The sequence below is a fragment of the Noviherbaspirillum sp. genome (assembly GCF_035254865.1).
Lineage (GTDB): Bacteria > Pseudomonadota > Gammaproteobacteria > Burkholderiales > Burkholderiaceae_D > Noviherbaspirillum.
The window spans coordinates 1-22,668 of sequence record NZ_DATFAF010000010.1 but is presented as its reverse complement, the minus strand read 5'-3'; the positions used below and the strand labels follow the sequence as shown (position 1 = coordinate 22,668).

General features: G+C 60.7%; 22 protein-coding genes. 10 read left to right on the top strand and 12 right to left on the bottom strand.

Annotated features, from left to right (window positions below):
- Window positions 1-54: 54 nt before the first annotated feature.
- Genes folE2 through VJ651_RS02680 form a run of 4 tightly spaced genes read right to left on the bottom strand, consistent with a single transcriptional unit; the run spans window position 55 to window position 3,937 of the window.
- Complete coding sequence (gene folE2, locus VJ651_RS02695) at window positions 55-861, bottom strand: GTP cyclohydrolase FolE2 (RefSeq protein WP_324105939.1); 807 nt, start codon at window positions 859-861, stop codon at window positions 55-57.
- 53 nt (window positions 862-914) lie between these two features.
- A complete protein-coding gene (gene dxs, locus VJ651_RS02690) occupies window positions 915-2,780 on the bottom strand; it encodes a 1-deoxy-D-xylulose-5-phosphate synthase (RefSeq protein ID WP_324105938.1) in 1,866 nt (621 codons plus the stop codon).
- A 6-nt stretch (window positions 2,781-2,786) separates the two neighbouring features.
- Window positions 2,787-3,686 (bottom strand): farnesyl diphosphate synthase, encoded by a 900-nt coding sequence (locus tag VJ651_RS02685; RefSeq protein ID WP_324105937.1) that lies wholly within the window; start codon window positions 3,684-3,686, stop codon window positions 2,787-2,789.
- The gene (locus tag VJ651_RS02680; RefSeq protein WP_136418833.1) at window positions 3,683-3,937 is read right to left on the bottom strand and encodes an exodeoxyribonuclease VII small subunit; all 255 of its coding nucleotides are present in this window, start codon (window positions 3,935-3,937) and stop codon (window positions 3,683-3,685) included. Before VJ651_RS02680 ends, VJ651_RS02685 begins: the two co-directional genes overlap by 4 nt.
- Before the next feature lie 385 nt (window positions 3,938-4,322).
- On the opposite strand from VJ651_RS02680, the gene VJ651_RS02675 reads away from it, so the two are divergent.
- The 3 genes from VJ651_RS02675 (at window position 4,323) to VJ651_RS02665 (ending at window position 7,338) form a co-directional block, all read left to right on the top strand.
- On the top strand, window positions 4,323-5,423 hold the full coding sequence (locus VJ651_RS02675) for an aromatic ring-hydroxylating dioxygenase subunit alpha (RefSeq protein ID WP_324105936.1): 1,101 nt from the start codon (window positions 4,323-4,325) through the stop codon (window positions 5,421-5,423).
- A gap of 124 nt (window positions 5,424-5,547) precedes the next feature.
- A complete protein-coding gene (locus VJ651_RS02670; RefSeq protein WP_324106004.1) occupies window positions 5,548-6,477 on the top strand; it encodes a DMT family transporter in 930 nt (309 codons plus the stop codon).
- Between the two features lie 6 nt (window positions 6,478-6,483).
- Window positions 6,484-7,338 (top strand): sulfurtransferase, encoded by an 855-nt coding sequence (locus tag VJ651_RS02665; RefSeq protein WP_324105935.1) that lies wholly within the window; start codon window positions 6,484-6,486, stop codon window positions 7,336-7,338.
- 2 nt (window positions 7,339-7,340) lie between these two features.
- Here the strand turns inward: VJ651_RS02665 and VJ651_RS02660 are convergent, their stop codons facing one another.
- From VJ651_RS02660 to polA, 3 genes are all read right to left on the bottom strand, one after another.
- Window positions 7,341-8,024 (bottom strand): ZIP family metal transporter, encoded by a 684-nt coding sequence (locus VJ651_RS02660; protein ID WP_324106003.1) that lies wholly within the window; start codon window positions 8,022-8,024, stop codon window positions 7,341-7,343.
- 286 nt (window positions 8,025-8,310) lie between these two features.
- Complete coding sequence (locus VJ651_RS02655; protein ID WP_414691293.1) at window positions 8,311-9,135, bottom strand: metal-dependent hydrolase; 825 nt, start codon at window positions 9,133-9,135, stop codon at window positions 8,311-8,313.
- 78 nt (window positions 9,136-9,213) lie between these two features.
- The gene (polA, locus tag VJ651_RS02650; RefSeq protein WP_324105934.1) at window positions 9,214-11,967 is read right to left on the bottom strand and encodes a DNA polymerase I; all 2,754 of its coding nucleotides are present in this window, start codon (window positions 11,965-11,967) and stop codon (window positions 9,214-9,216) included.
- On the opposite strand from polA, the gene VJ651_RS02645 reads away from it, so the two are divergent.
- The 5 genes from VJ651_RS02645 to VJ651_RS02625 all read left to right on the top strand — a co-directional run bounded on the left by VJ651_RS02645 (window position 11,968) and on the right by VJ651_RS02625 (window position 16,484).
- Window positions 11,968-12,705, top strand: coding sequence for a TIGR00730 family Rossman fold protein (locus VJ651_RS02645; protein ID WP_324105933.1), 738 nt, complete (start codon window positions 11,968-11,970; stop codon window positions 12,703-12,705).
- Window positions 12,706-12,843: 138 nt separating this feature from the next.
- On the top strand, window positions 12,844-13,281 hold the full coding sequence (locus VJ651_RS02640; RefSeq protein ID WP_324105932.1) for a DUF2782 domain-containing protein: 438 nt from the start codon (window positions 12,844-12,846) through the stop codon (window positions 13,279-13,281).
- A gap of 37 nt (window positions 13,282-13,318) precedes the next feature.
- On the top strand, window positions 13,319-14,275 hold the full coding sequence (locus tag VJ651_RS02635) for a homoserine kinase (protein WP_324105931.1): 957 nt from the start codon (window positions 13,319-13,321) through the stop codon (window positions 14,273-14,275).
- Between the two features lie 2 nt (window positions 14,276-14,277).
- Complete coding sequence (locus VJ651_RS02630; protein ID WP_324105930.1) at window positions 14,278-15,084, top strand: BPSS1780 family membrane protein; 807 nt, start codon at window positions 14,278-14,280, stop codon at window positions 15,082-15,084.
- A 176-nt stretch (window positions 15,085-15,260) separates the two neighbouring features.
- Window positions 15,261-16,484, top strand: coding sequence for an HD-GYP domain-containing protein (locus tag VJ651_RS02625; protein WP_324105929.1), 1,224 nt, complete (start codon window positions 15,261-15,263; stop codon window positions 16,482-16,484).
- Between the two features lie 32 nt (window positions 16,485-16,516).
- Here the strand turns inward: VJ651_RS02625 and VJ651_RS02620 are convergent, their stop codons facing one another.
- The 5 genes from VJ651_RS02620 to VJ651_RS02600 form a co-directional block, all read right to left on the bottom strand.
- Window positions 16,517-16,996 carry a hypothetical protein gene (locus VJ651_RS02620; protein WP_324105928.1) on the bottom strand — a complete coding sequence of 160 codons (480 nt, stop codon included), beginning with the start codon at window positions 16,994-16,996 and terminating at the stop codon, window positions 16,517-16,519.
- A gap of 102 nt (window positions 16,997-17,098) precedes the next feature.
- Window positions 17,099-17,563 carry a periplasmic heavy metal sensor gene (locus VJ651_RS02615; protein WP_324105927.1) on the bottom strand — a complete coding sequence of 155 codons (465 nt, stop codon included), beginning with the start codon at window positions 17,561-17,563 and terminating at the stop codon, window positions 17,099-17,101.
- Window positions 17,560-18,000 carry an anti-sigma factor family protein gene (locus VJ651_RS02610; protein ID WP_324105926.1) on the bottom strand — a complete coding sequence of 147 codons (441 nt, stop codon included), beginning with the start codon at window positions 17,998-18,000 and terminating at the stop codon, window positions 17,560-17,562. The genes VJ651_RS02615 and VJ651_RS02610 overlap by 4 nt, the downstream gene beginning before the upstream one ends.
- Window positions 17,997-18,563 (bottom strand): sigma-70 family RNA polymerase sigma factor, encoded by a 567-nt coding sequence (locus VJ651_RS02605; protein WP_324105925.1) that lies wholly within the window; start codon window positions 18,561-18,563, stop codon window positions 17,997-17,999. The genes VJ651_RS02610 and VJ651_RS02605 overlap by 4 nt, the downstream gene beginning before the upstream one ends.
- Window positions 18,564-18,665: 102 nt before the next feature.
- Window positions 18,666-20,948: a UvrD-helicase domain-containing protein gene (locus VJ651_RS02600; protein ID WP_324105924.1), complete on the bottom strand. Its 2,283-nt coding sequence runs from the start codon at window positions 20,946-20,948 to the stop codon at window positions 18,666-18,668.
- Between the two features lie 357 nt (window positions 20,949-21,305).
- Between VJ651_RS02600 and dapA the strand changes: the two genes are divergently transcribed.
- Both dapA and VJ651_RS02590 read left to right on the top strand, forming a co-directional pair.
- Entirely contained in the window at window positions 21,306-22,175 is an 870-nt protein-coding gene (gene dapA, locus VJ651_RS02595) for a 4-hydroxy-tetrahydrodipicolinate synthase (RefSeq protein ID WP_324105923.1), read from the top strand.
- Between the two features lie 86 nt (window positions 22,176-22,261).
- Window positions 22,262-22,668 (top strand): aminotransferase class V-fold PLP-dependent enzyme (locus VJ651_RS02590; protein ID WP_324105922.1); only part of this gene is annotated, 407 nt, incomplete at its 3' end.

The following is a 22,668-nucleotide window of genomic DNA, read 5'->3' as shown; positions in this document are numbered from 1 at the left end:
ATAAAAAAAGCGACGCCAATGCGTCGCTTTTTTCTTGCCGATCAAACGAAGCGCTTATTTCACTCGCTTGTCGTTCTCGATCAAGGCATAGGCAGAATGGTTGTGAATCGATTCGAAATTCTCCGCTTCCAGCGTGTAGGCCACGATCCGCTGGTCGGCATTCAGCATTCCCGCCACGTCCCGCACCAGGTCCTCGACGAACTTCGGATTGTCGTAAGCACGCTCGGTCACATACTTCTCGTCGGGGCGTTTCAGCAGGCCATACAGCTCGCAGGAAGCCTGCTCTTCAATCCTTGCGATCAACTCATCCACCGCCAGATCGCCGTCCAGCAGCGCGGTGACCGTGATATGCGAACGCTGGTTGTGCGCGCCATAGTCGGAGATCTTCTTCGAGCAGGGGCAGAGGCTGGTGACCGGCACCAGCACCTTCAGTGAAATTTCCGTCACACCGTTCCTGATCTCGCCGGTGAAACCGACTTCATAATCCATCAGACTCTCGACACCGGACACCGGCGCGATCTTGTTGATGAAATACGGGAAGGACACTTCGATGCGGCCGGAATCCGCTTCCAGCAGCCCGACCATTTGCCGCAGCAGTCCGCCGAATTTCGCGACATCGAGCGGCGCACGGTTGTCCTCAAGCAGGCCGATGAAGCGCGACATATGCGTGCCTTTCTGCTCTTGCGGCAGATGGACAGTCATGTTCCATGTGCCCACCGAGGGCTGCACGCCATTGACGGTCTTGATCGTGATCGGATAACGCACGCCTTTTACGCCGACGCGCTGGATCGACAAGCGCCGCGTGTCGACCGTGCTTTGCACATCGGGGATGGCGTGGAGATTGAGATCGCGGGTATTCATTGCGTTGCTTTCAATTGCGGCGGCCGGAGCATGGTCCGGCCGCGATGGAGATGTCAGTTGTTGACGACGAGACGCGGCTCGCCCTTGTCGAAGCGCTTCCTGATGGCGGCGGCGATGCCCTTGGCATCCAGTCCGCACATTGCCAGCAGTTGCGCCTGGTCGCCATGATCGATAAATCTGTCCGGCAGCCCCAAATGCAAGACCTGTTTGACAATACCCGCTGCAGCCAGGGCTTCCGCCACCGCCGAACCGGCGCCACCCATGATCGCGCCTTCTTCGACCGTCACCAGCGCGTCGTGCGTCTGCGCCAGCTGCTTGACCAGCTCGACGTCGAGCGGCTTGACGAAGCGCATGTTGGCGACAGTGGCATTCAGTTCCTCGCCAGCTTTCAGGCTCGGCGCCACCATGGTGCCGAATGCGAGAATCGCAACGTCCTTGCCTTCGCGGCGAATCTCGCCTTTGCCCAGGGGGATGGTGCGCAATTCTTTGTCGATCGCGGCGCCGATGCCGGCGCCGCGCGGATAGCGCACCGAGGCCGGCCCGTGATAATGGAACGCGGTGGACAGCATCTGACGGCATTCGTTCTCGTCGGACGCGGCCATGACGACCATGTTCGGAATGCAGCGCAGGTAAGCGATGTCGTAGTTGCCGGCATGCGTCGCACCGTCGGCGCCGACCAGGCCGGAGCGGTCGAGTGCAAAGGTGACATCCAGGTTTTGCAGCGCAACGTCATGGATCAATTGATCGTAGCCGCGCTGCAGGAAGGTGGAGTAAATGGCGACGACCGGTTTCAGTCCTTCGCAGGCAAGGCCGGCGGCAAAGGTGACGGCGTGCTGTTCGGCGATGCCGACGTCGTAGTAGCGGCCGGGGAAGCGCCGTTCGAATTCCACCAGGCCGGAGCCTTCGCGCATGGCCGGCGTAATACCGATCAGGCGCGTGTCGTGTTCCGCCATGTCGCACAGCCAGTCGCCGAACACTTGCGTGTACGTCATCTTGCTGGTCGCTGCGGGCTTGATGCCTTCCGCCGGATTGAACTTGCCGGGGCCGTGATACAGCACCGGATCGGCCTCGGCCAGCTTGTAACCCTGTCCCTTCTTCGTCACCACGTGCAGGAATTGCGGACCGCGCAGATTCTTCAGGTTCTGCAGTGTCGGGATCAGCGATTCGAGGTCGTGGCCGTCGATCGGGCCGATATAGTTGAAACCGAATTCCTCGAACATGGTGGCAGGCACCACCATGCCTTTCGCATGCTCTTCCAGGCGCTTCGCGAGCTCCAGCATCGGGCCGGGCAGCACCGATTTGCCGACGTTTTTCGCTGCTGCATAGAACTTGCCCGACATCAGGCGTGCGAGGTAGCGATTAAGCGCACCGACCGGCGGCGAAATCGACATGTCGTTGTCGTTCAGGATCACCAGCAGGTTGATGTCATTGTAGACGCCGGCATTGTTCAATGCCTCGAATGCCATGCCGGCGGTCATCGCGCCATCGCCGATCACCGCGATCGAATGACGGCTTTCGCCCTTGGTCTTGGCAGCCAGTGCCATGCCGAGTGCGGCCGAAATCGAGGTCGATGAGTGCGCGGTGCCGAAGGTGTCGTACTCGCTCTCGTCGCGGCGCGGGAAGCCGGAAATGCCGTTCAACTGGCGCAGCGTGTGCATCTGGTCGCGACGGCCGGTCAGGATCTTGTGCGGGTAGGTTTGATGGCCGACGTCCCACACGATCCGGTCTTCCGGCGTGTTGAATACATAGTGCAGCGCAATGGTCAGCTCGACAGTGCCGAGGTTGGACGACAAGTGGCCGCCGGTCTTCGAAACGGAATCGAGCAGGAAGGCGCGCAGTTCGTCCGCCAATGGCTTCAATTGCGTGCGAGGGAGCTTGCGCAAGTCCGCCGGCGCGTCGATCTTCTTCAACAGGTTCATATTGGTCTAGGCTTTCCGTTGCACGATCAGGTCCGCTATGTCGCGCAAGCGCCGTGCATTCTCTCCGAACGGCATGAGCGCCTTGTGCGCATCAGTCCGCAGTTGTTCCGCCAGGGCCCTGGATTGCTCCAGCCCGAGAATCGATACATAAGTCGGCTTGTGATCCGCCGCGTCCTTGCCGGCGGTCTTGCCGAGCGTTGCCGAGTCGGCCGTCGCGTCGAGGACGTCGTCGATCACTTGAAATGCCAGTCCGATCGCGCTCGAATACGCATCGAGCGCCGCGACTTCCTCGTCCCTCAACGACTTGCCTGCCATGGCCCCCAGCAGAACGGAAGCACGCAGCAAGGCGCCGGTTTTCAGGCGATGCATCTGCTCCAGTTCGCCCAGCGACAGATTCAGGCCGACGCTCGCGAGATCGATTGCCTGCCCGCCGCACATGCCCACCGAGCCGGACGCCTGCGCCAGCAGGCGCATCATCGCCACGGCGCGCGCTGCATCCTCGATGTGTCCGCCTTCGGACAGCACCAGGAAGGCCTGCGTCTGCAGTGCATCGCCGACCAGCAAGGCAGTCGCTTCATCGTATTTCACATGCACCGTGGCCTTGCCGCGCCGCAGTTCATCGTCATCCATGCAGGGCATGTCGTCATGCACCAGCGAATAGGCATGAATCATTTCCACCGCAGCCGCCGCGCGGGCCAGCAGGTCAGTGCCGGCGCCGAACAGGTCGCCTGCGGCAAACACCAGCAGGGGACGCACGCGCTTGCCGCCATCGAGCACCGCATAACGCATCGCTTCATGCAGGCGGGTGGGCGTCTGCGCCGCGGACGGCAAAAAAGAGGCTAACGCATCCTCCATCGTCGACTGGACGCCCTTCATCCAGTCGCCGAATACTTGAAATTCCGTCATTCTTCCGCCTCAGGTTCGGCACCGGCGGAGAACGGCTTGAGCATGTCGCCTTCGAGGACCTTGACCTGATTGTCTACCTTCTCGAGTTGCGCCGCGCAAAACTTGACCAGCTCCGAACCGCGCTTGTAGGCAGCCACCGAAGCTTCGAGGGGCAATTCGCCCGCTTCCATCGTGGCGACGAGCTGTTCCAGCTCCGCCATGGCGTCTTCGAAGGAAGCCGGTTCCCCTGCGGGCGTTGATTTCTTTGACATAGTGGACAAAAGTGAAGTGTAGTCCGATATTTTAGAACAAACCACCTCATGCAGTTGAGATCCAGCAAGCCGGAAAGCCATGCGCCGGCCGGCCAACGCGCCCGGCCATTGCGAAAAATCAAGGCAAGTTAAAAATAAGGCAACACCATGAAGAGCGGAATTTGCACAGTCGAGGCGCGCGTGCACACCTCATTTTTCGAGGCCGCACTGCATGAAGCTGCACTGGATCGCTTATTGCTTGGCCTTCTCGGACCTGAGAATCGCGTACTGCGGTCTCAGGTATAATTGCCAGTTCTGTCCAAAATTTCCGTTTCATCTTTTTTGAATACTGGTTTTTGCGGATTCTTTCTCTCTTAGGTTGGTGCAAATTAATTTGGGGGTGGGGATGTCCGATTTGGCTCATGTCGCCAAGCTCGCGCGATCCAACGCGCAACTTCCGGTCAACGTCTATTTCGACGACGCGCTGTTGCAGCAGGAAATCCAGCAACTTTTTCATCAGGGTCCACGTTACGTCGGCCATGAACTCATGGTGCCGAATTCCGGCGACTATGCCACGCTGGCATGGGAAAACGAGGGCCGCATGCTGGTGCGCGGCCCGCAAGGCATCGAGCTGCTGTCCAATGTCTGCCGCCATCGACAGGCCAAGATGTTCGACGGGCGCGGCAATGCCAACACCATCGTCTGCCCGCTGCATCGCTGGACTTACGATCTCAAGGGTGAACTGATCGGCGCGCCGCATTTCAAGCACACGCCGTGCATGAATCTGTCCAAGACGCCGCTGCAGAACTGGAACGGTTTGCTGTTCGAGCAGAACGGCGTCAACGTCGCGCAAATGATGTCCAGTCTCGGCGTAACGAAGGATCTCGATTTCAGCGGATACATGCTGGACCATGTTGAAGTGCACGACTGTGACTACAACTGGAAGACCTTCATCGAAGTCTATCTGGAAGACTATCACGTCGAACCCTTTCATCCGGGCCTCGGCAGCTTCGTCACGTGTTCCGACCTGCGCTGGGAGTTCGGCGAGAACTACAGCGTGCAGACCGTCGGCGTCAATCATGCACTCTCGCGCTTCGGCACGCCGAAGTATCGCAAGTGGCAGGAGCAGGTGCTGCAATTTCGCAACGGAGAGCTGCCGCCGCATGGCGCGATCTGGCTGACGATCTATCCGAACATCATGGTCGAGTGGTATCCGCATGTACTGGCAGTGTCAACCGTATGGCCGAACGGAACGCAGAAGACCCGGAATGTGGTCGAGTTCTACTATCCGGAAGAAATCGTGCTGTTCGAACGCGATTTCGTCGAAGCCGAGCGCGACGCCTACATGGAAACCTGCATCGAGGACGACGAGATCGGCCTGCGCATGGATGCCGGCCGCAAGATCCTGCTGGAGCGCGGAGAGAACGAAGTCGGGCCGTACCAGTCGCCGATGGAAGACGGCATGCAGCATTTCCATGAGTGGTACCGCAAGCGCATCGCTGTCTGAATAAAGGCGGGCAATGCCCGCCTGCCTTCCGCCGACCTTGCGTGCCGGCCCTGCCCGCAATGCCGAATCCGCGTATCATCTTGGACTTCCGCCCTGCCGCCACACCACTTTCAGCCTGACTCCCATGCAATCGCTCTGGATGCTTTTCGCAAGTTTCGCTTTTTCCATCATGGGCGTGTGCGTCAAGCTGGCATCAAGCACCTACTCGGTCGCCGAAATCGTGACTTACCGCGGGATCGTCGGCGTCATCTTCATGGCCGGGCTGACGCTGGTCCGGGGCGGCAGCTTGCGCACCTCCCTGCCAGGGGCACACCTGTCGCGCGGTCTGGTCGGCGTCACCGCCCTCTCGATGTGGTTCTATTCGATCGGCAAGCTTCCGATCGCCACCGGCATGACCCTCAACTACATGGCGCCGATCTGGATCGCCGCCATCCTGTTTACCGTCGGCTGGTGGCACAGGCAGAACAGGTTCGAATGGGGCTTGGCCAGCGCGATCGCGTTCAGCTTCGTCGGCGTCACACTGCTGCTGCGCCCCGCGTTCCATGCGGACCAATGGTTTGCCGGACTGGTCGGACTCGCGTCAGGCGTACTCTCCGCGCTCGCCTACCTGCAGGTGAAAAAGCTGGGGCAGATGGGCGAACCGGAATACCGCGTGGTGTTCTATTTTTCGCTGACCGGCCTGGTGGCGGGTCTGGCCGGGACCCTGGCCGGCAACGGCTCCCTGACCGGCCTGCATGAACACAGCGCCAGGGGCTTCATCCTGCTGCTATCGATCGGCGTGACCGCAACGCTTGCGCAAGTCGCCATGACCCGCGCCTACCATCTCGGCAAGACACTGGTGACCGCCAACCTGCAATACAGCGGCATTGTTTTCTCCAGCATCTGGGGTATCCTGATCTGGGGCGATGTACTGAGTTGGCTCGGCTGGCTCGGCATCGCGATCATTCTCGCGAGCGGAATCGCCGCGACCTATTACAATACGCACAACGCTGGCGTCGGAACGAAAAACCCTTCCATCGCCGAGGTCAATGATCCGATAGCAACCGAGGTATAGAGTCGTATGCAATACACCACGCTGATTTCCGCCGCCGATCTCGCGCGGCACATCAAGGATGCGAGCTGGGTCGTGCTCGATTGCCGCCATGACCTCGCCAACCCGGATGCCGGTCGCGCTGCCTATGCGGCCGGTCATATCCCGTACGCGCAATTCGCGGACGTCGAGAGCGAGCTGTCGGACAAGAGCCCGGGCCCCGACGGAGAGTTTCGCGGACGCCATCCTCTTCCCGAGCGTAATGCCTTCGTTGAAACGCTGCGCCGCTGGGGCGTCAATCACGGATCGCAAGTGGTGGCCTACGACGCGCATGGCGGCATGTTTGCCGCACGCTTGTGGTGGATGCTGCGCTGGGTAGGGCATGATGCGGTGGCCGTGCTGGATGGCGGACTGCCGGCCTGGCAGGCGCTCGGCCTGGCCTTGTCGACGGAAACCGTGATCCGGCCGCGCGGCAATGTGGAGCCGCATCCGTCGCGCATGACGACTGTCAGCGCCGATGACATCATGGCCAATCTGTCGAACCCGGCGCGCATCATCGTCGACGCCCGTGCACCCGATCGTTTTCGCGGCGAGAATGAAACGCTGGATCCGGTCGGCGGACATATTCCCGGCGCGAAGAACCGCTTCTTCAAGGACAACCTGCAAGGCGACGGACAATTCAAGCCGGCCAGCCAGTTGCACGACGAATTCAATGCCCTGTTCAGCGCCCCGGAATCGGTCATCATGCAATGCGGCTCGGGCGTAACGGCCTGCCACAATCTGCTCGCCGCCGAGGTCGCCGGACTGTCCGGTGCAGCCCTGTATCCGGGTTCCTGGAGCGAGTGGTGCTCCAATCCGTCACGGCCGGTAGCAACCGGCTCTTGACATCAGTGCTGGTGCGACTGCCCCGTCACGAACACCACCAGCGCCACGCCGACGGCAATCAGGATGATTTGCGGAATCGTTTCGCGCAGCGTTGAGCGTCGCTGCATTTGCGGCATCAGGTCGCTGACAGCAATGTAGATGAAACCGGACGACGCAAACACCAGCACGTAGGGAATCCAGTCCGACACCTGCCCGAGGGTGAAATACCCGAGTACGCCGCCGATGATCGCCATCACGCTGGACAACAGGTTGTAGACATAGGCCCGGGTGCGCGTGAATCCGGCATTGAGCAGCACGATGAAATCGCCGATCTCTTGCGGGATTTCATGCGCAATGATGGCCAGGCCGGTGATCAGCCCGAGATGCGGATCGGCGAGGAACGCGGCGGCGATCAGGATGCCGTCGGTGAAATTGTGCAGGCCATCCCCGACCAGGATCATCCAGCCCGACTTGCCTGCCTCATGCACATCGTGCCCGTGCTCGTGCCCGTGGCCATCGCCTTCGTAATGATGCGAATGGCGCAGGATCGCGAATTTCTCCAGCAGGAAGAATCCCAGCAAGCCGCCCAGCAGCATGGCGAACAGCAGATGGCTGTCGGCCTTGGATTCGAACGCTTCCGGCAGCGCGTGCAACAACGAGGTCGACAGCAGGATGCCGACCGACAGGCTGACCATGCGGTCCACCATTTTCGATAGCAGGGAAAACGAAAATACCGCCGCAGCGGTAATGCTGATGACGCCGGAAATGGTGGTCGCTAGCAGGATGGATAACAGCGTGGAGTTGATTTTGAGCCCCGACGAATATGCAACAAAGTTGCAAATTAAAGCACAGACTGGCTGTTTCGGCAAACGGCTGCCTAGTTATGGAAGGGGTTATGGCTGTCCGCGGAAATCACGGAAAGCACGGAAATCAAAAAACTTTCCGTGCTTTCCGTGTTTTCCGTGGACATGAGATTCTCGACTGTGGATGCAGCTAAAACTCCTGTTTCTCACCAGGATTGATTGCCAGAACCTTGGTAGGCGCGGCGCCGAGCTCCTTCGTCAATTCCGCCGGTGTTCCCTTCAGCAGCGGGAAGGTGCCGTAGTGAATCGGAATCGCGTACTTCGGCTTGAGCATGTCCCGGATGGCGACAGCGGCTTCCTTCGGCCCCATCGTGAAATGCCCGCCGATCGGAATCATCACCAGGTCCGGCTTGTAGTACTGGCCGATGAACGCGAGGTCGCCGAACAGACCGGTGTCGCCCATGTGATAGATTTTGAAGCCGTTTTCCAGCTCGATGATGTAGCCCACCGGCTCGCCACCAACATGAATCTCGTCCTTCGAGCTTGCCGGGTTGTGCCATGTCAGTTCCGAACTGTGCTCGGCATGCACTGCTGTGATCTTGATGTTGGTGCCGGAGGGAACGACGGTGCCGCTCTTGTTGAAGCCTTGCGTCAGCTCGCGCGGCAGAATGCCAAGCGCCGCCGCCGACTGCAACAGGCCTGCGGGTCCATAGACCGGCACCTTGTTCGCCTTGGCCAGCGCGGGCGCGTCGCTGAAATGGTCCATGTGTCCGTGCGTCACCAGGATCAAATCGACCTTGCCGAGCGCTTCCAGTTTCTTGTATTGCTCCGGCGTTTTCGGATTGCCGGTCAGCCACGGGTCGACCACGATGACCTTGCCTTCCGGCGTCGTGATTTTGGTCGTCGCCTGACCCAGCCACTGCACTTCCGTCTTTCCCTGCGCCATCGATGCCGGCAAGACAGCCGCCAGCATCAGCCCCATCACTGCGGAAATCGCTTGCTTCAAGTTGAGCATCGTTCTCTCCTTTTCGGTCATCGGAATCGCCCGACCGGAAAATGATAACGATAAATCAACTTGCGCGTAGCGGCCGGATCAATGCGCCTGATCCCAGTTCTTGCCGATACCGACTTCCGCAGTCAAGGGAACCCTGAGCTGGCCGACGCTGCTCATCAACTCGGGCAAGGTTTGCTGCACGCGCGCCAACTCGGCTTCCGGCACTTCGAGCACCAGTTCGTCGTGCACCTGCATCACCATCTTCGACGCCATGCGCTCCGCTTCCAGCCAGCCCTGCACGGCGATCATCGACAGCTTGATCAGATCGGCTGCCGTACCCTGCATCGGCGCGTTGATTGCGGCGCGCTCGGCAGCCTGGCGACGCGGGCCATTGGGGGAATTGATTTCCGCCAGCCACAGGCGGCGGCCGAAGACCGTTTCGACATAACCGCGCGCCTTGGCCTGGGCACGCGTGTCCGCCATGTATTGCGCGACGGCCGGATAGCGCTGGAAGTATTTGTCGATATACATCTGCGCGGCGGAACGCTCGATGCCGAGATTGCTCGCCAGTCCGAATGCGCTCATGCCGTAGATCAGGCCGAAGTTGATCACCTTGGCGTAACGGCGCTGCTCGCTGGTGACATCCGCCGGTGCCGCGCCAAAAATCTCGGCCGCGGTGGCGCGATGGATGTCCTCGCCTTCCGCAAAGGCGCGCAGCAGATTCTCGTCGCCCGAGATGTGCGCCATGATGCGCAACTCGATCTGCGAATAGTCGGCCGAGACGATCACGCTCCCCGGCGGCGCGACGAAGGCTTCGCGGATGCGCCGGCCCTCGGCGGTACGCACCGGAATGTTCTGCAGGTTGGGATCGTTCGACGCCAGCCTCCCGGTCACCGCGACGGCCTGCGCGTAATTCGTATGCACCCGGCCGGTATTCGGATTCACCATCTTCGGCAGCTTGTCGGTGTAGGTGGACTTCAGCTTGGACAGGCCGCGATAGTCGAGCAGGATCTTCGGCAAGGGGTAGTTCTCGGCAAGCTTCTGCAGCACCTCTTCATCGGTCGACGGCGTGCCGGACGGCGTCTTTTTCACCACCGGCAATTGCAGCTTGTCGAAGAAGATTTCACCGATCTGTTTGGGCGAGTTGAGGTTGAACGGCTGTCCGGCCAGTTCATACGCCTGCCTTTCCATTTCCAGCATGCGCGTGCCGAGTTCGTGCGACTGCGTGGCGAGCAATTGCGCATCGATCAGCACGCCGTTGCGCTCGATCTTCTGCAGCACGACCGAGGTCGGCAGCTCGATCTTTTCATAAATGAATTTCAGGCCCGCATTGTCGGCGACATGCGGCCACATCGCCTGATGCAGCTGCATGGTGACGTCCGCATCCTCCGCCGCATAATCGGTTGCGCGTTCGAGCGGAACCTCGTCGAAGCAGATTTGCGAGGCGCCCTTGCCGCACACTTCCTCGAAGGTGATGGTCTTGCGATTGAGATGCCGCAGCGCCAGGCTGTCCATGTCGTGGCTCTTGTGCGACTCGAACACGTAGGATTCGAGCAGCGTGTCGTGCACGATGCCGTGCAACGCGACGCCATGATTGGCGAAGATGTGGCTGTCGTATTTCAGATGCTGCCCGAGCTTGGGCTTGCTGGCGTCTTCCAGCCACGGCTTCAGCTTCTCCAGCACGAAGTCGCGGGAAAGCTGCTCCGGCGCTCCCTGATAGCGGTGCGCGACCGGGATGTAGGCGGCCACACCGGGCTTGCAGCACAGCGAAATACCGACCAGCTGCGCGCGCATGGGATCGAGCGAGGTGGTTTCGGTATCGACCGAAGTCAGCTCGGCGGCATTGATCGTTTCCAGCCAGCGGTCGAGCTGTGCTTCCGTCAGCACGGTTTCGTACTCGGTCGTCACCGACCCGGAGTCGAACAGGTTTGCCTGCGGCTCCGCACTTTCTGCGCTGCGCACTTGCGTCGCAGGACGGACACCGGTGGTCGATTCACCGGTCAGCTCGCGCAGCCAGGTCTTGAAGCCGTAGCGCCGGAAGAAGTCGATCAAGGCATCGTTGTCGGCCGGCCTGGCCACCAGCGATTCCGGGATCGACACCATGTGTGCGGCCAGGTCGCAATCGGTCTTGACGGTCAGCAGATGGCGCGCCTGCGGCAGCCAGTCCAGCGCGCGGCGCAGGTTCTCGCCGACCGCGCCGCCGACGCTCGCCGCCTGCGCGATGATGGCGTCCAGCGAACCGTACTGCGTCAGCCACTTGACCGCGGTCTTCGGGCCGACCTTGTCGACGCCCGGCACATTGTCGACCGCATCGCCGATCAGCGTCAGGTAGTCGACGATGCGCTCCGGCGGCACGCCGAACTTGGCAATCACACCTTCCCGGTCGAGCTTTTCGTTGCTCATCGTGTTGATCAGCGTGACATGATCGTTCACCAGCTGCGCCAGGTCCTTGTCGCCGGTCGAGATCACCGTCGGCATGCCGTGCTCGACCGCTTTCACCGCCAGCGTGCCGATCACGTCGTCGGCCTCGATCCCCTCGACCATCAGAATCGGCCAGCCGAGCGCGCGCACGGCTTCATGGATGGGCTCGATCTGCTTGACAAGGTCTTCCGGCATCGACGGACGATGCGCTTTGTATTCGGGATACAGGTCGTCACGGAAGGTTTTACCTTTTGCGTCGAACACACAGGCAATGTATGCTGCCGAGTAATCATTGCGTAACTTGCGCAGCATGTTGATCATGCCGTAGATGGCGCCGGTCGGCGCGCCTTCGGCATTACGCAAATCCGGCATCGCGTGGAATGCGCGATAGAGATAACTGGAACCGTCAACGAGCAAAAGGGTTTTATTCATATGGTGTCAAAAGGGAAAAACGTGCCGCGCCTCAGGCAAATCACGGATGTCAATCGGGCCACTGCAAAAAAAGCGCGGGAATCATGGCATATCCTGACGATTATGGCAGAGTTTATCGAGTCGACTGAGCGTCTCGCGGAGCTGCGCCCGGCGGTGTCCATCTTCGGTTCGGCGCGCATCAAGCCGACCGACCCCTTTTACGACAAATGCGTGGACATCGCGCGCCGCCTGTCCGACGCCGGACTGGCGGTCATCTCCGGCGGCGGGCCCGGCATCATGGAAGCGGCCAACAAGGGCGCGTATGAAGGTGCGTCGTCCTCGGTCGGCCTGAATATTGAATTGCCGCACGAGCAGTCCAGCAACCGGTGGCAGGATATTTCGATCAGCTTTCGCCACTTCTTCGCGCGCAAGGTTGCTTTCGTCAAGTATGCGGACGCCTATGTGGTGATGCCGGGCGGCTTCGGCACGCTGGACGAAATGACGGAAGTATTGACCCTGATCCAGACCGGCAAGTCGCGCCGCATTCCGGTGATCCTGGTCGGCACGCAGTTCTGGGGCGGTCTGATCGAGTGGTTCCGCACGCGCCTGGTGGCCGACGGCATGATCGATGCGAAGGACCTGGACCTGGTGCAGCTCATCGACGAGCCCGCCAATGTGGTGGAAGCGATTTTCGCCTTCTACGAGGCCAGCCACGAGCTGCTCACCTCGGACAGCAAGGAAGCGGGCGCCTACCTCTAACATTGTTCTACCTCAACAGCCGTGCACAAGGGCAGCCGGGGATTTCCTGTCCTTGCAGGTGCCGTTTGCTAAAATGTTTCATAGAGGCTCGATTGCAATTCAGCCATACCGCGTTCCAATAACAGTCCAAGAATCATCATGCGCACACTCAGGGTTTGGCCACTCGTCGCAGCGTCTATTGCTGCCTTGACAATTCCGCTGTCGGCCATCGCCCAGCAAACCTCGGGCAAAGCCCCTCCGCCTCCCCGGCTGGAAAAACTGGAAGAAGGCGAACCGCCCGCAGTCACGATCCGCCAGCCCGACCGGCGCAGCAAGATCAGCGAAAAGCGTGCGCGCGGCGGCAAGGTCACCGAGGTCAAGGTCAGCACCGGCGGCAGCAATTACGTTGTAAAAGCGAACGATCAGGCCGGCAGCGCGCTCCCAGGAGACGCGCAAAGCAGTACAATGCGCCCGGCGCAGTGGGAAGTGCTGGAATTCGATCTTGGCCGTTCGAAGGAAGCCAAGGAAGCGGAAGAAGCACAGGCGGCCGCGGTACCGGCCCCGCCTCAGGCATCAGCACCTGCGCCGAAAAAATAGCCCATTCATTTATTCGACATTTTTTTCCGATTCGCTCATGGCAGTTTTCACCCCGGTCAGCCTGGATGACCTTACCCAATGGCTCGCGCAGTTCAACCTCGGCAAGCCTCTCGCCATCAAGGGCATTTCGTCCGGCATCGAAAACAGCAACTTTTTCGTCACCACCGAAGCGGGCGAGTTCGTCCTGACGATTTTCGAGAAGCTGAACTTCGAGCAATTGCCGTTCTATCTGGAACTGATGCGCCACCTGGCCGACCACGGCGTGCTGGTCCCGGCGCCGATCTCCAACAAGCACGGCGACATCCTGCACACGCTGCATGGCAAGCCGGCCTGCCTGGTGACCAAGCTGGACGGCACATCGCAAATGAATCCCAAGCCGGCGCATTGCGCGGCGGTCGGCGCGATGCTGGCGAAGATGCATCTGGCAGGCCAGAATTTTCCGATGCAGCAGCCGAACCTGCGCGGTCTCGCCTGGTGGCAGGCGACCACACCGGTGGTGCTGCCGTATCTGCCGGAAGACAGCCAGCATCTGCTGCGCGCGGAAATCCATACGCAGGAAGCATTTGCCGCCTCCGCTACCTATCACCAGTTGCCGCGCGGACCGATTCATGCCGATCTGTTCCGCAACAATGTGATGTTTGTCGGCGAACGCCTGACCGGATTCTTCGATTTTTATTTCGCCGGCTGCGATACCTGGATCTTTGACGTCGCCGTGACGGTCAACGACTGGTGTATCGACGTCCAGAGCGGCGCGCTCGACGAGCAACGCGTGCGTGCCTTGCTCGACGCCTATCATTCGGTACGGCCCTTTGTCGAGCCGGAAAAGATTGCCTGGCGCCCGATGCTGCAGGCCGGCGCGCTGCGCTTCTGGCTCTCGCGCCTGTATGACTTCTATCTGCCGCGCGAGGCGGAAATGCTGACCCCGCACGACCCGACCCACTTCGAACGCATCCTGCGCCAGCGCATCAACAATCCGGTCCCTGCCTTGTTCTGACAATGGGAAAGCTGCCTGCAAATACCGGCTGGGTCTGGGTCAAGGAAGGATTCGCGCTGTTTCGCAAGCAGCCGGTGGAAATGTCGACGCTGTTCCTGGCATACATGTTCCTGATGCTGGCCGTCGGCGTCCTGCCCCTGCTCGGCCAGATCCTGCCCCTGATACTGGTACCGGCCCTGTCCATGGCGTTCATGGAGGCATGCCGGAATATCGAGCAAGGCAAAAAGGTTTATCCGAGTTTACTGGTGACGGCGTTTCGCACGCCGGCCTTGAAAAAACTGCTGGTGCTGGGCGCGTTCTATCTGCTCGCGGCAATCCTCGCTTTGGCTGCTTCCGCGCTGATTGACGGCGGGGTGACGTGGCAGGTGATGAGCGGCAGCAAGGAACTGAATGCCGAGACGATCCACAACTCCAATATGTCGCTGGCGATGATGTTTTCCGCCGCGGTCTACGTGCCGGCGGCAATGGCATTCTGGTATGCCGCGCCGCTGATCGCGTGGGAAGGCATGGGCGTCGGCAAGGCGGTTTTCTACAGCTTCTTCGCGGTGCAGCGCGCCGGCAGAGCCTTTCTGGTCTATGGTCTGGCCTGGATGGGGATAGGCGTATTGTTTCCCGCCATCGTCAGCAGCTTCGTCGCCCTCGTTCTCGCCAAGAGCGTCGCCGTGCTGATCGCGCTGCCCTTGTCCCTGGTACTGACGATCGTCATGTACTGCTCTTTCTATCCCACCTACACCTGGGTATTCGGCCGGCCGCAAGTCGCGCCGGAAAAACAGTTGCCGCCGCCCGACGTGCGCAGCGACCAGGACTGACCGGCGGCAGCCCTGCCGCCATCCTGCTTCGCCACCAAAGATGCTCCAGGGCATCAAAACTGGCTATACTGGAACCGCATTTCCCGTTCCGGAGCCTGTATGAAAGCTGTCACGCGGCAGACTTCCAGACAGGCATCCAGCAGCACCCGTTCCGCATGCAGCGCCAAGGACGCCCCATGATCAAGAAAATTGATGTGCGCCAGATCAAGGTCGGGATGTTCATCCATGACTTCAGCTGCCATTGGATGGACCACCCTTTCCTGCGCAATCAATTGCTGGTTTCCTCGGACGAGGAAATCGCGAAGATCAAGGCCGCCGGCATTCACGAAGTCTATATCGACACCGACAAAGGCCTCGATGCCAAGGATGCGCCGACGGCACAGGAAGCATCGAGCGCGCTGGAACAGGAAATCCTCGATCTCGTCCAGCGCCAGCCGGCCTCGGCACTGCGCGTATCGCTGGCGGAAGAACTGACGCGCGCCAACAAGATCAAGGATCAGGCGCATCAACTGGTGCGCACCGTCATGCACGACGCGCGCCTCGGCAAAGCCATCGAACTCGATCAGGTCGAACCGGTGGTGCAAGACATCACCGAATCGATCCTGCGCAACCCCGGCGCACTGATCGGACTGCTGCGCATCAAGAACAAGGACGACTACACTTTCCTGCATTCGGTGAGCGTCTGCACCCTGCTGGTGGCCTTCTGCCGGTCGGCGGGCATGGATCCCGCACTGACGCGTCAGGCCGGATTGGGCGGATTGCTGCACGACACCGGCAAGGCGCTGGTGCCGGACGAGGTGCTGAACAAGCCGGGGCGTCTGACGGAAGAAGAATTCGAGCTCATCAAGAAGCATCCGAAAGACGGCTACGACATCCTGGTGAAGTCGCCGGGCGTGGGCGACATACCGCTCGATATCACGCTGCACCATCACGAGCGGATGGATGGAAGCGGCTACCCGGACAAGCTGCCGGCCGGGCAGATCAGCACACTCGCGCAGATGGCGGCCATCGTCGATGTGTACGATGCCATCACTGCCGACCGCTGCTATCACAAAGGCATGTCTGCCGCCGAAGCGCTGCGCAAGATCTACGAATGGAGCAAGTTCCACTTCAACCCGCTGCAGGTGCAGAGCTTCATGCGCTGCGTCGGCATCTATCCGGTCGGCACCCTGGTCCTGCTCGAATCGGGACGCCTGGGCGTGGTCATCGAGCCGCATGAGACCAACCTGCTGGCGCCGAAGGTCCGGATTTTCTTCAGCACCAAATCCAACACTTATATCAAGCCGCAGGACGTGGACTTGTCGACGCCGCTCGGACTGGGCGGCGGCGACAAGATTCTCAGCCATGAAGCGCCGGAGAAATGGCGCGTGGATCCGATGAAGTTTTTCAGCCTGGCTTAGCGAAAATTCTCCGCACCAGGCACTTCAGACGATCAGTGCGGCAGTTTCACCGGCTTCCAGCCCGCATGGTCGAAGTATTTGCCGTAAGTGTTCACGGCCTCCGCCACCTGCACCACGCCCAGCGCCCGCTCCTTGTTCGGCTGCTTGCCTTCGAGCGTGTCGATGCCTTGCGCCAGATCGCCGATGATCACATGCAGTTGTGCATCCGCCTTCGGATCGAGCTTGCAGTTCTGGACGATGTAGGCGACCTGGTCGTTGAGATCCTTGCCCAGTTTCGCGTACTGTTCCGGTGTGAGCTTGCCCTCGTGAGCCGCCGGCAGCGCAACGCTCACCTGCTCCTTGATCGCGCTCATGCCCTTGCGCAACGAAGCGTCGGATTGCCATTTCTTGCCCGCATTGAGTTCGATCTTGTGCGGCGCTGCGCCCTGATGGTCATGCCCCGACTCGGCGGCCAGTGTCGTCAATGGAAAGGCCAGCGAAATGGCGGCCAGCAAAAGTGGTATCGATTTCATCTTGTACTCCGTATCAGTTGAGATTTCGGTCGGCGATGTGTTCGACCTTGCCTGATTAAACGAAGTCCGCGCGAAATTGTTCCATCTATTTGCACAGCCGGTTCAATGGCGGTGCAACATTTCTTCTTCCGTCGCTTCCTGCGTATACCGGCTCAGCAGGAGCTTCATCAGCTTGTCGCGCTGTGACTGGTCAAGCAACTCGCGCTCGGCCAGCAGCTGCGTGATGACACGACGCTGCTGACTGTCCTGCAGCGCGGCGATCTTCGACTGCTCGGCATCGATCACGCTGCGGTCGGGTGTGCCGGAGAAGATCTGGCGCACCAGGTCTTCGCGGTGCGCGCGTATCTCGCGCCAGTTGCTCGCGATGTCCTTGAGAAAAACTTCTTCGATTTCCGACCAGCGCCGACGCTGGTCGGCCGAGAGTTGCAGATAATCCGGCAGGCTCAGCTGCTCGCCCTGCATGCTTGCCTGCGGATCGCCCAGTCGATTGACGGCCACGGCGACGATCATGCCGGCATTGAGCGAGAGCGAGATGGCGAGAAGCCACTTCAACGCGGTGCGATTCATCTCAGTCCTTTCGGTGTTCTGCAGAGCTCCGCCGCGGCACACAGGCCGCCCGGCGGCACGGGATCAAAAACGCGCACCATGGTCGCGGGCGGCGCAAGTGCGACGCCGCCGCCGATCAGCATGCCGCCGATCCACGCGCCGGCAGCGAGCGATACGGCGGCCGCCAGTCCGGGCGCGCCCCAGTCGATCCAGAATGCCCGCGCAGGCCGCGAACGCGCCTTGCCCCGATTCAATTGCGGACCGAGGCGCGCCGCCAGATCGAAGCCCAAGGTCGGCGATGGCAATTCGCGCATTGCCTGACGCAGCGCGAGCAGATCATCCATGCGTGCGCGGCAGAGCGGGCAAGCCTGGGCATGCGCGGCGAATTGCTGTCGTTCGGCGGGCTCCAGCATATCGTCGATATAGGCAGAAACGTCCTCATGCTGCGGGCAGTTCATCGCGATACCTCCGGTTGATGTTTGAGCTTGTCGAGCAAGGCGGAACGCGCCCGCGCCAAACGGGATTTGACGGTGCCGACATTCAGGTTCAGGACAGCGGCGATCTCGTCGTAGGCCATCTCCTCGATTTCGCGCAGCAGCAGGATCTCTCGATGCTCGGCCGGCAGGCGCTCGAGCGCGGCTTCCAGCAAGCGGTAGCGTTGCGCGGTTTCGAAAATGGCTTCCGGCCCGGCCGTCGTGTCCGGCAAGTCCATGTCCTGCTCCAGTTCGACGAATTCGACAAGCTTGTCGCGCCGCAAACGGTCGAAGGCGATGTTGCGCGCGATGCGAAACAGCCAGGTCTTGAACAAGGCATCGGGCCGCCAGCGTTCCAGCCCCTGATAGGCGCGCAGGAAGGTGTCCTGCGTCAGTTCCAGCGCGTCATCAGGGGAGCGCGTCAGGCGCAGCAGAAAGCGGTAGATGCGGTCCTGATAGCGCGCGACCAGTTCGGAAAATGCCTTGCCATCGCCGCGCTTGGCGAGCGTTACACAGGCGATATCGTCAAGGTGGGCAAGGTTTCGCATTATCGATACCTGCACTAACGAACGGGTGCAGAAAAAGTTCCATCCGCGATCAAGGGACGCCGATGCGGCTATCGGATCGTCCCTGCTTCGGCCACCGATGGGTTAGCTGAGCCGCTGCGCCACTTTTTCCAGTTTTGCAATGTTCAGGTCAAGCAACTTCATGCCGTGTCGCCCGAAATTGATGTGGGCGCGCGTATTGGTACCGCTGCCTTCGATATCGACGATCACGCCCTCGCCGAATTTCTGGTGCGCGACGGTTTCGCCGACGCGCCAGCCGAGGTCCCGGCGGGCAAAATTTTGCGCGATCGCGTTGGCGCCATTCTCGGGCGCGTCGACCCATGCCGCCTTCCGGTGCGGCGACCACACCGGCTGGACCTTGGGCGACAACCATTTCAGCGCTTCTTCCGGCAGCTCGTCGAAAAAGCGCGATTTCATGTTGTAGCGCGTCTGGCCGTGCAGCATGCGGGTTTGCGAAAAGCTCATGTACAGGCGTTTCTTGGCGCGCGTGATGGCCACATACATCAGGCGGCGTTCTTCCTCCAGTCCACCCTCTTCCTGCGCGCTGTTCTCGTGCGGGAACAAGCCCTCTTCCAGGCCGGTGATGAAGACCGCATCGAACTCCAGGCCCTTGGCCGAATGCACGGTCATCAACTGCAAGGCATCCTGCCCTGCCTGCGCCTGATTGTCGCCCGCTTCCAGCGATGCATGCGACAGGAAAGCCGACAGGGGCGACATCACGGTCGGCAGGGGCGCGTCCGCATCGAGTATCTCGTCGCCGTTGGGCAGTGGCGTTCCGACAACCGCCTGCGTCTTCGGCCCGAGCAGCGCCGGGGCATCGATGCCGAAACCTTCTTCCGACACGAAGAGCATGGCCGCGCTGACCAGCTGCTCCAGGTTTTCGATGCGGTCCGCGCCTTCCTTTTCGCTCTGGTAGTGCGTGATGAGCCCGCACATGTCGAGCATCACTTTCACCATTTCCTGCAGCGGCAGGTTCTGCGTCTCGAAGCGCATGCCCTCGATCAGCTTCACGAAGGCGCCGAGCGACGTGCCGGCCTTGCCGGTCACGTAGGGCACCGCCGCATACAGCGAAATGCCGTACTGCCGCGCCGCATCCTGCAATTGCTCCAGCGAACGCGCACCGATGCCGCGCGTCGGGAAGTTCACCACGCGCAGGAAGGCGGAATCGTTGTGCGGGTTATCCATCAACTGCAGATAGGCGATCGCATGCTTGATCTCGGCGCGCTCGAAGTAACGCTGGCCGCCATACACGCGATAGGGAATGCCGGCGGTGAACAGCGCATGCTCGATCACACGCGACTGCGCATTGGAACGGTACAGGATCGCGATCTCGCTGCGCAGCGCACCGTCATTGATCAGGCTCTTGGCTTCCTCGATGATCCATTGCGCTTCCTGGATGTCGCTGCTGGCCTCGAAGATGCGCACCGGCTCGCCGTGGCCGGCGTCGGTGCGCAGGTTCTTGCCGAGACGCTTGCTGTTGTTCGCGATCAGTATGTTGGCGGCATCGAGAATGTGGCCATGCGAGCGATAGTTCTGCTCCAGCTTGATCAGGTTCTCGACGTGAAACTCGCGCTCGAAGGCGATCATGTTGCCCACGTTCGCGCCGCGGAATGCGTAAATGCTCTGGTCGTCGTCGCCGACAGCGAAGATCGCGTTGTGCTGACCGGCCATCAGCTTGAGCCAGTTGTACTGCAGGTTGTTGGTATCCTGGAACTCGTCGATCAGGATGTGCTTGAAGCGCGACTGATAATGCTCGCGCAGCGGCTGATTGCGCGACAGCAGTTCATACGAGCGCAGCAGCAGTTCCGCGAAGTCCACCACACCTTCGCGCTGGCATTGCTGGTCGTAGGCGTCGTACAGTTCCACGAAGCGGCGGTTGTAATCATCGTTTGCAATCACATCCTTCGCGCGCAGCCCTTGCTCCTTCGAACCATTGATGAAATACATCAGATTGCGCGCCGGATATTTTTCATCGTCGACATTCAGCGTCTTCAGCAAACGCTTGATTGCCGACAACTGATCCTGCGAGTCGAGAATCTGAAAGGTCTGCGGCAAGCCCGCGTCGCGATAGTGCGCGCGCAGCAGACGATTGCACAGCCCATGGAAAGTGCCGATCCACATGCCGCGCGTATTGATCGGCAACATGGCCGACAGGCGCGACATCATCTCCTTGGCTGCCTTGTTCGTGAAGGTCACCGCCAGTACGCCGGAGGGCGACACTTGTCCGGTCTGGATCAGCCATGCAATGCGCGTGGTCAGTACGCGGGTTTTGCCTGAGCCGGCGCCGGCCAGAATCAGTGCGGGTTGCGCGGGCAGAGTGACGGCGGCGAGTTGCTCGGGATTGAGATTGTGGAGGAGGTTTTGCATTCCCTGATTATAACGGCGCGAGCATTGCGCCTGCGGCTAAATCTCGCCCGGCGGCATTGCTTGACGCACAAGATTGCCCGCACCATAATCGAAGCACCTCCGCACTTCATGCAAAAAATGCATCCCTGTTCCATCGACCATCTCTGCGCGCCGGGCTTGAACGCCCAGGCAGCGTCACGCGTCGCCGGTGCAGTGAAATCGAAAAAACAGTCGCTCATCTGACCGGGGCGCACTGTCCCGTCAGGTGGGCTGACAGGACAGTAAGCGCAAAGGTCGGTAACACTCCCCCTCTGTCAAACGCGTTCTTGCAGATACTCCCGACGGCGACCTGTCGGTCTGACAATGGGAGTATTTGCGATGACAAGCTTTACAGGTATCTGGGTGCCTCTGGTCACCCCGTTTCACGGCAATGCGGTCGATTATGCCGCGCTGCAGGCGCTTGCCAGTCGCCTTGTGCATGCCGGCGTTTCCGGCCTGGTGGTATGCGGTTCGACCGGAGAAGCAGCCGCGCTCGGCGAAGGCGAACAGCTCGAGGCCCTGGACGCGGTCTTGGAAGCCGTGCCGCAATGTCCGGTCGTGATGGGTCTGGCGGGCAACAACATGGTGCATGTCCTTGCCCGCGTGCAGCAGATTCAGCGCCGGCCAATCGCGGGGCTGCTGGTGCCGCCGCCCTACTACATCCGGCCGTCGCAAGCCGGACTCGTCGATTATTTCCGGGCGCTGGCCGACGCATCGTCGGCGCCCGTCATCCTTTACAACATTCCTTACCGCACCGGCGTTGCGATCGAACCGAGCACTTTCAGGACAATCGCTCAGCATGAGCGCATCGTCGCCGTGAAGGACTGCGGCGGCGACCAATCCTTGACCATGCGCCTGATCGGAGACAGGCAATTGCAGGTGCTCGCCGGCGAAGACCACCTGCTCCTTTCCACGCTCTGCCTTGGCGGCAGCGGCGCGATAACAGCATCCGCCCATATTCGCCCGGACCTGTTTGTGCGGATCGCGCAACTCGTTCGCAATGGCGCCTTGAGCGAGGCGAGGGAAATTTTCTATCGACTGCTCCCATTGATCCGCCTGCTGTTCAGGGAACCGAATCCGGGTCCGCTCAAGGCGGCGCTTTCCATGATGGGCGACATGCAGGATGCGTTGCGCGCACCCATGCAAAGCGCGTCCGCCGAGACGAAAAAGCAACTGGCGCACGAACTGCGGCGCCTCGAATGCCTGTAAGCGAATCGGAAGGGCATAACCGCCCTTCCACCCGATGCACGCAGGACGATTACAATGGCTTTTCAACCATGATCCGAGAGGCTCCATTGGCACAGCAAGTTCCTGCGCATATCGATCCGGCCGACGAAGCATACTGGTCGGGCATCCGCGACCAGTATGTCCTGAACGACGAGGTGATCAACCTCGAAAACGGTTTTTTCGGCGTTCCGTCGAGGCCGGTCCAGCAAGCGCTTGAAGAATACAACCGCCTGGTCAACCGGGAAGGAAGCTTCTTCATGCGCACCCGGTATCCGCAACGGCTGGCCGCTGTCGTGAAGACGCTTGCCGATTTCACCGGCGCATCGGAGGAAGAGCTGCTCATCGTGCGCAACCCGACCGAGGGCATGAACATCCTGATTCAGGGCTATCCCTTCCGCCCGGATGATGAAGTCGTGATCGGCAATCAGGATTACGACAGCGTGGACGAGACGCTGCAGATGATGCAGCAACGCGG

Bases quoted from the DNA above. Each gene is read 5' to 3' on its own strand.
- dapA (WP_324105923.1), top strand. From the start codon at position 21,306: ATGACAAGCTTTACAGGTATCTGGGTGCCTCTGGTCACCCCGTTTCAC.
- folE2 (WP_324105939.1), bottom strand. From the start codon at position 861: ATGAATACCCGCGATCTCAATCTCCACGCCATCCCCGATGTGCAAAGC.
- VJ651_RS02685 (WP_324105937.1), bottom strand. From the start codon at position 3,686: ATGACGGAATTTCAAGTATTCGGCGACTGGATGAAGGGCGTCCAGTCG.
- polA (WP_324105934.1), bottom strand. From the start codon at position 11,967: ATGAATAAAACCCTTTTGCTCGTTGACGGTTCCAGTTATCTCTATCGC.
- VJ651_RS02645 (WP_324105933.1), top strand. From the start codon at position 11,968: ATGGTGTCAAAAGGGAAAAACGTGCCGCGCCTCAGGCAAATCACGGAT.
- VJ651_RS02680 (WP_136418833.1), bottom strand. From the start codon at position 3,937: ATGTCAAAGAAATCAACGCCCGCAGGGGAACCGGCTTCCTTCGAAGAC.
- dxs (WP_324105938.1), bottom strand. From the start codon at position 2,780: ATGAACCTGTTGAAGAAGATCGACGCGCCGGCGGACTTGCGCAAGCTC.
- VJ651_RS02635 (WP_324105931.1), top strand. From the start codon at position 13,319: ATGGCAGTTTTCACCCCGGTCAGCCTGGATGACCTTACCCAATGGCTC.
- VJ651_RS02670 (WP_324106004.1), top strand. From the start codon at position 5,548: ATGCAATCGCTCTGGATGCTTTTCGCAAGTTTCGCTTTTTCCATCATG.
- VJ651_RS02620 (WP_324105928.1), bottom strand. From the start codon at position 16,996: ATGAAATCGATACCACTTTTGCTGGCCGCCATTTCGCTGGCCTTTCCA.
- VJ651_RS02610 (WP_324105926.1), bottom strand. From the start codon at position 18,000: ATGAACTGCCCGCAGCATGAGGACGTTTCTGCCTATATCGACGATATG.
- VJ651_RS02655 (WP_414691293.1), bottom strand. From the start codon at position 9,135: ATGCTCAACTTGAAGCAAGCGATTTCCGCAGTGATGGGGCTGATGCTG.
- VJ651_RS02600 (WP_324105924.1), bottom strand. From the start codon at position 20,948: ATGCAAAACCTCCTCCACAATCTCAATCCCGAGCAACTCGCCGCCGTC.
- VJ651_RS02640 (WP_324105932.1), top strand. From the start codon at position 12,844: ATGCGCACACTCAGGGTTTGGCCACTCGTCGCAGCGTCTATTGCTGCC.
- VJ651_RS02625 (WP_324105929.1), top strand. From the start codon at position 15,261: ATGATCAAGAAAATTGATGTGCGCCAGATCAAGGTCGGGATGTTCATC.
- VJ651_RS02665 (WP_324105935.1), top strand. From the start codon at position 6,484: ATGCAATACACCACGCTGATTTCCGCCGCCGATCTCGCGCGGCACATC.
- VJ651_RS02660 (WP_324106003.1), bottom strand. From the start codon at position 8,024: ATGGTGGACCGCATGGTCAGCCTGTCGGTCGGCATCCTGCTGTCGACC.
- VJ651_RS02605 (WP_324105925.1), bottom strand. From the start codon at position 18,563: ATGCGAAACCTTGCCCACCTTGACGATATCGCCTGTGTAACGCTCGCC.
- VJ651_RS02675 (WP_324105936.1), top strand. From the start codon at position 4,323: ATGTCCGATTTGGCTCATGTCGCCAAGCTCGCGCGATCCAACGCGCAA.
- VJ651_RS02630 (WP_324105930.1), top strand. From the start codon at position 14,278: ATGGGAAAGCTGCCTGCAAATACCGGCTGGGTCTGGGTCAAGGAAGGA.
- VJ651_RS02615 (WP_324105927.1), bottom strand. From the start codon at position 17,563: ATGAATCGCACCGCGTTGAAGTGGCTTCTCGCCATCTCGCTCTCGCTC.